General features: G+C 66.2%; 9 protein-coding genes. 3 read left to right on the forward strand and 6 right to left on the reverse strand.

Features of this window, described 5'->3' with window-relative positions; translation table 11 throughout:
* The coding region (locus AKL29_RS45005) for an acyl-CoA dehydrogenase family protein (protein WP_244482133.1) at positions 1 to 634 on the reverse strand (634 nt) is incomplete at its 3' end.
* 170 nt (positions 635 to 804) lie between these two features.
* On the opposite strand from AKL29_RS45005, the gene AKL29_RS17995 reads away from it, so the two are divergent.
* Positions 805 to 1,350, forward strand: coding sequence for a carboxymuconolactone decarboxylase family protein (locus AKL29_RS17995; protein ID WP_050385052.1), 546 nt, complete (start codon positions 805 to 807; stop codon positions 1,348 to 1,350).
* Between the two features lie 136 nt (positions 1,351 to 1,486).
* Positions 1,487 to 1,981, forward strand: a complete 495-nt coding sequence (locus AKL29_RS18000) for a VOC family protein (protein WP_050385053.1) — start codon at positions 1,487 to 1,489, stop codon at positions 1,979 to 1,981.
* 351 nt (positions 1,982 to 2,332) lie between these two features.
* On the opposite strand, the gene AKL29_RS18005 is transcribed toward AKL29_RS18000, so the two are convergent.
* Positions 2,333 to 2,767, reverse strand: a complete 435-nt coding sequence (locus AKL29_RS18005) for a DUF2938 domain-containing protein (protein ID WP_244482134.1) — start codon at positions 2,765 to 2,767, stop codon at positions 2,333 to 2,335.
* The gene (locus AKL29_RS18010) at positions 2,760 to 3,626 is read right to left on the reverse strand and encodes a class I SAM-dependent methyltransferase (RefSeq protein ID WP_050385054.1); all 867 of its coding nucleotides are present in this window, start codon (positions 3,624 to 3,626) and stop codon (positions 2,760 to 2,762) included. The genes AKL29_RS18005 and AKL29_RS18010 overlap by 8 nt, the downstream gene beginning before the upstream one ends.
* An 82-nt stretch (positions 3,627 to 3,708) precedes the next feature.
* Here AKL29_RS18010 and AKL29_RS18015 point away from each other — a divergent pair, with 82 nt between their 5' ends.
* A complete protein-coding gene (locus AKL29_RS18015) occupies positions 3,709 to 4,149 on the forward strand; it encodes a helix-turn-helix domain-containing protein (RefSeq protein ID WP_050385055.1) in 441 nt (146 codons plus the stop codon).
* A 287-nt stretch (positions 4,150 to 4,436) separates the two neighbouring features.
* On the opposite strand, the gene AKL29_RS18020 is transcribed toward AKL29_RS18015, so the two are convergent.
* From AKL29_RS18020 to AKL29_RS18030, 3 genes are all read right to left on the reverse strand, one after another.
* Entirely contained in the window at positions 4,437 to 5,654 is a 1,218-nt protein-coding gene (locus AKL29_RS18020) for an MFS transporter (RefSeq protein WP_050385056.1), read from the reverse strand.
* Positions 5,655 to 5,825: 171 nt separating this feature from the next.
* Complete coding sequence (locus AKL29_RS18025) at positions 5,826 to 7,070, reverse strand: MFS transporter (protein ID WP_050385057.1); 1,245 nt, start codon at positions 7,068 to 7,070, stop codon at positions 5,826 to 5,828.
* A gap of 356 nt (positions 7,071 to 7,426) precedes the next feature.
* On the reverse strand, positions 7,427 to 7,836 hold a 410-nt coding region (locus AKL29_RS18030; protein WP_244482136.1), incomplete at its 5' end, for a type II toxin-antitoxin system HicB family antitoxin.

A 7,836-nucleotide genomic window follows, 5' to 3' on the forward strand; every position in this document is an offset into this window, starting at 1 on the left:
CCGAGATCAGGAGGATCGGTTTTGTGGACACGCCCTTCGACGTCATGTCGAAGAGAATAAAACTGATGCCATCATGCTTCTTCGCCGCCGGATCGGTGCGCACCAGGCAGAAGATCCAGTCGGCGTAGTTGGCGTAGGACGTCCAGATCTTCTGGCCGTTGATGATGTAGTCGTCGCCGTCGCCGACCGCGCGGGTCTGCAGCGAGGCGAGGTCGGAGCCGGCATTCGGCTCGGAATAACCCTGGCACCAGCGGATCAGGCCCGCCGTGATCTTCGGCAGATGCTCCTTCTTCTGCTCCTCGGTGCCGTATTTCAGCAATGCCGGTCCGAGCATCGAGATGCCGAACGAGGTCAGCGGCTGACGCGCGCCGATCGCGGCCATCTCCTGGCGCACGATCTTGGCCTCCTCGCCATCGAGGCCTCCGCCGCCATATTCCTTCGGCCAATGCGGCACCGTCCAGCCCTTGTCGCGCATCCGCTCGAACCAGACGCGCTGCGCTTCGGACGAGAATTTCGTGTTGCGGCCACCCCAGAAGGTGTCGCCATCCGAGGTCATCGGTTTGCGCATCTCCGCCGGGCAGTTCTGCTCCAGCCAGGCGCGGGTCTCCGCGCGGAATTTCTCGAGGTCGGCCATGGTGCGTTTCCAGTCAAAAAATCGTCGAATTGGATTCGACCTTAGACCTACGCAGCCGCCGAATTCAATATGCCTCGCGGCCGCGCCATGCTCTGGCGTCGCTACTCACTGCGCGCGATCGGGTGTATCGCCGAGATGGGGTAACGCTTGAAAAACAAGAGGAAACGGACATGCGGCTGAAGCTGCTTTCGCCTAGCGAAATGAACGCCGCCCAGAAAGAAACCTACGACGAGTCGATTGCCGGCAAGCGCGGTGCGCCGCCCGCGCCGATGATGGCCTGGCTGAACAGCCCGGAGATGGCACGGCATGCCACGCGGCTCGGCGAGGTGCTGCGCTTCGACACGATCTTCCCGCCAAAACTGTCGGAGATCGCGATCCTCGTCACCGCGCGGCACTGGACCGCGCATTACGAATGGTATGCCCACAAGCGCCTGGCGCTGAAGGGCGGCCTCGACCCGAAGATCATCGAGGACATTCGCGTGCGCCGGACGCCGACCTTCGACGAGCCCAAGGCCAGGGTGATCTACGACGTCGCCAAGGCGCTGCACGAAGGTCACGGCCTGCCGAAGGCACTGTATGACGAGGCGATCGAGGTGCTGAGCCAACGCGGCCTGGTCGAGGTGATCGGCCTCTGCGGCTATTACACCATGGTGTCGATGACGCTGAACACGTTCGAGTTCCAGCTGCCCGGCGGCGAGCTGTCGGAACTCTGCTAGGCCCGGCCGACCGTGGCGCCTTTCGGAAACGCTGCGTTTCCGGATCGATCGCTCCGACGTCGGCAAATCCGGACTATATCAGCCGGCGAAACCTCGCCCCTGATGGCGGGGGCATTGACGTCAACGGAGTCCGCTCATGCCAGAGAATCCCCCCATCATCGCCGGCACGCGGATCGGGCATGTCCATCTCAAGGTGGCCGATCTCGAGCGCGCGCTCGGCTTCTATTGCGGCGTGCTCGGCTTCGAGCTGCAGCAGCGGCTGGGCGCGGACGCGGCCTTCATCTCGGCCGGCGGCTATCACCACCACATCGGCCTCAACACCTGGGAAAGCAAGGGCGGCCATCCGCCGCCGCCGGGCACCACGGGCCTGTTCCACACCGCCATCCTCTATCCCACCCGCCCGGCGCTCGCCGATGCGCTGCACCGGGTACTGTCGGCCGGCATCCAGCTCGACGGCGCCAGCGACCACGGCGTCAGCCAGGCGCTGTACCTGCGCGATCCCGACGAGAACGGCGTCGAGCTCTATTGGGATCGCCCCGAGGCCGAATGGCCGCGCAGCGCGGACGGCAAGCTCGCGATGTTCACGCGACGGCTGGACGTTGAGGATTTGCTGAAGCAGCGAGCGGGGTAATTCCGTAGCCCGGAAGGAGCTTGTAGCCCGGCTGAAGCCAACGGGTCGCGCGAACGCGCGCCCGATGACAGGCTCCGCGAAATCCGGGGCCGCTTTCGCCGCGGATACGGGCCCCGGATTGCGCTGCGCTCCATCCGGGCTAAGGGTGCGTCTCCTTCCCCCTGAAAGGGGGAAGGTCGGGATGGGGGTCGGCCGCAGGCTCCGCTCCAAGTGGAGAGAGCAGATCCCCACCCGCTTTGCTCTGCGAGCAAAGCGACCTCCCCTTTTCAAGGGGGAGGTGAGGCTACGGGTTCAGGAGCAGGTGCGCGAGCCGGCCGGCCACATAGAGCCCACCCCCAAACACCGTGTGCGTCACGGGCCCTGCAGCCGCGCCGCCCATGGATGGGGCGTGCGGCTCGCGGCGATGCCGGCGCCCATCGCGGGCTGCATCACCAGGAACGGCGCGGCTATGCTGCCGATCCCGACCGTCAGAGCCGGAGCCATAGTGGGCTGCCGCGCCCAATTGAGGCCGAACATCACAAGCAGCACGCCGGCAAAGCCGATCCCGATCAGATAATGCGCGGCCCATCCGATGACCCGTTCGCCCGCGACCTGCGGTGACGCGGCGATGCGGTCGTGGCACAGGCGCCCGGATACGAGATGGCCGAGCCAGCGGCCGACCAGAGCATAGTCCAGCGACGGAACGCCAAGCAGGCGCTTGCGGACCATCCCCCAGATGTCCATCACGACGGTCGCGCCGGCCCCGATCAGCACCGCGCTCGCCACGAACTCCACGGCGTCAACCATGCGCGGCCGCCGCCGGCGCCCGTGCCGCGACCATCCAGCACGCCGCGGTGAAGCGAATGTCGTTGCCGTGGATGTAACGATCGAAGGCACCGCACACGGTCTCGATCACTTGCGTGCGGTGCGGCTCTTCCATCGCCTGCAGCATCGTCCCGACCGGGCCGAGCCAGCTCACATAGCGGGCCAACTCCGATGCCGGAAAGCCGAGGGCGACATCGACCGGTTCGATCGCGATCGCGTCCCAGCCGCTATCCTCCAGGATATTTCCGACCCGCTTCCGGTCGGCAAAGCCGAACTGCCCCGGCGCATCGGGGCGCCGCGCCGGAAGATCCGGCAGCAACGGCTTCGCTGCCTGTTCCGCCGTCGTCATGAACGGGTTCTCGGCGGCGCCGCGCCACGCGATGAAGCGGAGCGCAGCACCCGGCCGCGCTGCGCGGCGCAGATTGGCGAAAGCCTGCACCGGATCGGCAAAGAACATCACGCCGAGGCGCGAGATGATCATGTCGAAGCTCGCGGGCGCGAACGGATGGGTCTGCGCGTCGGCGCAGATGAAGCTGACCGGCCGCCCTTCCCGCTCCGCGCGGGCGCGCGCCGCCGCGATCATCGGCTCGGAAATGTCGATGCCGGTGCAATGCCCTTGCCGGCCGCCGAGCACGTGGGCCACAGCGAAAGTCGTGGCGCCGGTGCCGCAACCGATATCGAGCACGCGGCTGGCCGCGGCATCGGACACCGCCTCAACGAGCAGCTCTTCAAGCGGCCTGAACATCCCTTCCAGCACCTCGCGCGTCTCGACCCAGGCGCGTCCGGCGGCGCCGTTCCAGAGTTTGACCTGCTCGTCGTCGGCTTGCGGTGCGACACCCATGATTCTCGTCCTTCTTGATGCCTGCCTCGGGCAAGCGATAGGCTGAATACTGCCAGTTCAAGTGAACTTGAGGTCAAGGGCCATGCGGGACATCGATATCGCGGAGGTGGCGGCACTGTCGGGCGTGCGCGCCTCGACCTTGCGCTTCTACGAGGAGAAAGGGCTGATTGCCTCGCATGGCCGGCGCGGGCTGCGCCGCCTGTTCGATTCGGCCGTGCTCGACCGGCTGGCGCTGATCGCGCTCGGGCGCGCCTCCGGCTTCTCACTCGACGAGATCGCAAGGATGTTCGCGCCCGATGGAAGACCGCGCATCGACCGGAAAATGCTTTCTGCCAAGGCCGACGAGCTCGACCGCACCATCCGCAGGCTCAATTCGATGCGCGACGGCCTGCGCCACGCCGCCGTCTGCCCGGCGCCGAGCCATATGGAATGCCCGACCTTCCGCCGCCTGCTGCGGGTCGCAGCGGCCGGCAAGATCAGCGAGCCGAGGAAGGCGAAGAAGGCACAGCGAAAGAGATCGTAGCCCGGACGAGCCAACGGGTCGCGCGAACGCGCGCCCGATGACAGGCTCCGCGAAATCCGGGGCCGCTTTCGCCGCGGATACGGGCCCCGGATTGCGCTGCGCTCCATCCGGGCTAAGGGTGCGTCTCCTTCCCCCTGAAAGGGGGAAGGTCGGGATGGGGGTCGGCCGCAGGCTCCGCTCCAAGTGGAGAGAGCAGATCCCCACCCGCTTTGCTCTGCGAGCAAAGCGACCTCCCCTTTTCAAGGGGGAGGTGAAAGGTAGATCGGATATCGTTTCGCTCATCCGGGCTACGTTTTTCGGCCGATCATGATCGTCGCCGCCGCGATCAGCTCCAGGCCAATGCAGCCGTAGAACGGCAGCGAATAGCTGCCGGAGAGGTCGTGCAGCAGCCCGACCACGCCGGGGCCGAAGGCGTAGGTGATCTGGTTGATCGCGGTGATCAGGCTGACCAGCACGCCGAACGCACGCGGATCGAACTCGCGCTGCACGATCAGCGCCGGCAGCGTGATCAGATTGCCGACCGAGAAGCCGAACAGCGCGCAGGCGGCGATCTGCGCCACGTCATTGTGCACATTGATGATGACGGCGAGCGCGACCGTCTGGCTGACAAAGGACAGCGCCGATGCCAGCCGCTGGTTGAGCCGGTCGATCACGAAGGAGAACGAGACGCGGCCGACCACGGCCATGGCGGTCAAGAGCGCCATCGCCACCGTCGCGCGCTCGCGGCCGATCACCTGATCGAGATAGGCGATCAGATGCACGATGAAGCCGACCTGGGCGAACAGCACCAGCGCGAAGGCAATCGAGACCGAGAGGAAGCGGATGTCACGCAGCGCCCGGCTGCGCACCTGCGTCGCCGACGGCGCGTCGGCAGCGGCGGCCGTGACCGCGTGCAGATGCGCCGGCGGCCGCCCGACAAAGATCAGGATCACAGGCACCATCACCACAATCAGCAGCACCGCGGCCGCGATCATCGCGCCGGAGAAGCCGAACGTGCCGATCCCCGCCACCAGCAGCGGCACGCCGACGATGCCGCCGAAGCTCGCGCCGTTCAGCGCCAGGCTGATCGCCATGCCGCGCTTCTTGTCGAACCACAGGCCGAGCGTGTTGGTGATGATGCCGAGGCTGGTGCCGGCCCAGCCGAACGCCAGCAGCGCGTCGGCAAGATAGAGCTGCCAGGGCGCGCGCACCTCGCCGATCGCAACCGCCGCGATCGCCATCGCGAAGGTGCCGGCGATCAGGCAGCTGCGCGCGCCGAACGCCTTGATCGCCTCGCTGACGAAGGCAACCAGCGCGGCGCCGAACAGATAGAAGAAGGTCGTGCCCGACGAGATCAGCGATGCCGGCCAGCCGTGCAGCCGCTGCAGCTCGGCGACATAGACGCTCTGGCCGTAGAAGCCCAGTCCCCAGCCGAATGTCGCAAGCAGGAAGCAGACGACGACGATGCGCCAGCCCTCATAACCAAGCGAGGACTCGTCTGATAGCGTGGGTGAGGATGCGTCCATTTCTTGCTCTTGCTTCCGACATCGTCATGACCGGATTTATCCGTTCTCACGATGTAGGGAGCCGTGCAAGCCGGTCACTTCGAAACGGATCGAAGTGTCAGCAATTGGCAGCAGAAAACCTTCTTGGGCATGTTCTTGCACCAAGTCGCGGCGCACTTTTCCGGAACATGCCTAGATGCTGGGATCCGGGATTTCTTCCACCGCGCGCAATTTCGTCCGCCGCTTGGCGAATGAAGCGAACGAAAGCACGGCGAGGCCGAGCAGCACAGGCGGGAACACCACCCAGTTGACGGCATTCCATCCGTAATGCGCGAGCAGCTGGCCCGACGAGAACGAGCCGATCGCCATCATGCCGAACACCAGGAAATCGTTGAACGCCTGCACCTTGTTGCGCTCCTGCGGCCGGTGCGTTTCCAACACCAGCGCGGAAGCGCCAACAAACGCAAAATTCCAGCCGATCCCGAGCACGAACAGCGTCGCCCAGAAGTGCGGCGCGGTGATCCCGGACAGTCCGATCATCGCGGCCACCGCCTCGAGCGCCAGCCCGAGCGCGACGATGACGGGCGCGCCGAACCGCGCGATCAAGGAGCCCGTGAAGAAGCTCGGGCCGTACATCGCCACGATGTGCCACTGAATGCCGAAATTGGAATCGCTGACCGACAGCCCGCACATCTTCATGGCGAGCGGCGCCGAGGTCATCACCAGATTCATCATCGGATAGGCGATCACGCCGCAGAGCGCCGCGGCAATGAAGCGCGGCTGCCTTGCGATCTCGAGCAGCGGGCGGCCGCCATGCAGATCCGCAGCCGCAGGCTTCGGCGCGTCGACGCCCGAGAGCACCGCCATCGCCACCAGCGCGACCAGCGCCTGCATCACGAAGGAGAACGCGAACAGATAGGGCGGCCAGATATCCATGGTCCATTGCACGAGCTGCGGCCCAAGCACGCCGGCGAACACGCCGCCGGCCATCACCCAGGACACCGCCTTGGGCCGGAACGCGACACTGGCGCCATCGGCGGCGGCAAAGCGGTAGGACTGCGCGACGGCGCCGTAGAGCCCGCCGAGGAAGGTCGCGCCGCAGAACAGCCAGAACGACGAGTGCAGGATCGCCCAGGCGCCGAGCGCGCCGGTGAGCGTGCCGCAGAAGGTACCGATGATGAAGGCGACGCGTCGTCCATAGGCGCGCGAGATCGCGCCGGTCGGCAGCGTGCCGGCGGCAAGCCCGAGCACATACATCGAGAGCGGCACCGTAGCGAGCGAGACGTCGGGTGCCAGCGTCGCGCCGACGATGGAGCCGGTGGCGAAGATCACGGCCGAATTGGCGCCGGTCAGCGCCTGCGCCGCCGCAAGCCGCCATACATTGCTGCGCGCCCGCGCGTCGTCGCTCGCCTCATCCGCAGCTGTCACGTCGATCATCGGCAGTCCCGCCCCGAAGCCCCGGCGGGAGCCTCCAATCGGGCGCACTATGGAGAGCGGGTCGAAGCCGATCAACCGGCGCAAACGGACGTACGCCATGCAGGAGGCGCACGCGGGTTGGCCCGGTCGAATACTCACACTCCGACGTCGTCAGAGAGAGCTGCTTGTAAGTCCGCCCCATGGCAACACCTCCTCAAGGAAGTGTTGCACTTCGTTTGCGAACTCAGGGGACCCATAGCCACCGAGTCTTGTTGTGAGAGGGATCGCGGCCCCAGCTACACTCAACAACCAGCATTTGGGGTGATGGGTCCTGGCTTTCGCCAGGACGACGTCACATGTATTACGTCGCGTGTCACTTACCGCGCAGGCTTCTTGCCCGGCCGCTTCTCGGCGCGCAGCGCGCCAGTCTTGTGGACCCTGGAGCGCGGCGCGATCGGGGCGCCGCGTGGATAGCCGCCCGGCCATTCGAGCGCGAGCGAGCTGGCAAAGCCGAAAAAGCTCGAACGGCTCATGCCAAGCTCGGCGGCGCGCTTGTCGATCCGTGCGATGAGGCTCTTCGGCAGATAGACGTTGACGCGCTCGGAGGGGTCGGGCGGATCGACGCCAACGATGAAGAAGGCCGCGACGTCCGAGCCTTTCGGCACGACGATGCGCTCGATCGGCGTCGGCTCCGGCAATGGCTTGCCGTGCTCGACCCAGCCGTCGACGGTCTGCGCCAGCGTTTGCTCGGCGCGCTCGATCGCATCTTCCTGCGATCGTCCCGCGG

Origin of the sequence: Bradyrhizobium pachyrhizi, assembly GCF_001189245.1 — a bacterium.
In the GTDB taxonomy this organism is placed as follows: Bacteria; Pseudomonadota; Alphaproteobacteria; order Rhizobiales; family Xanthobacteraceae; genus Bradyrhizobium; species Bradyrhizobium pachyrhizi.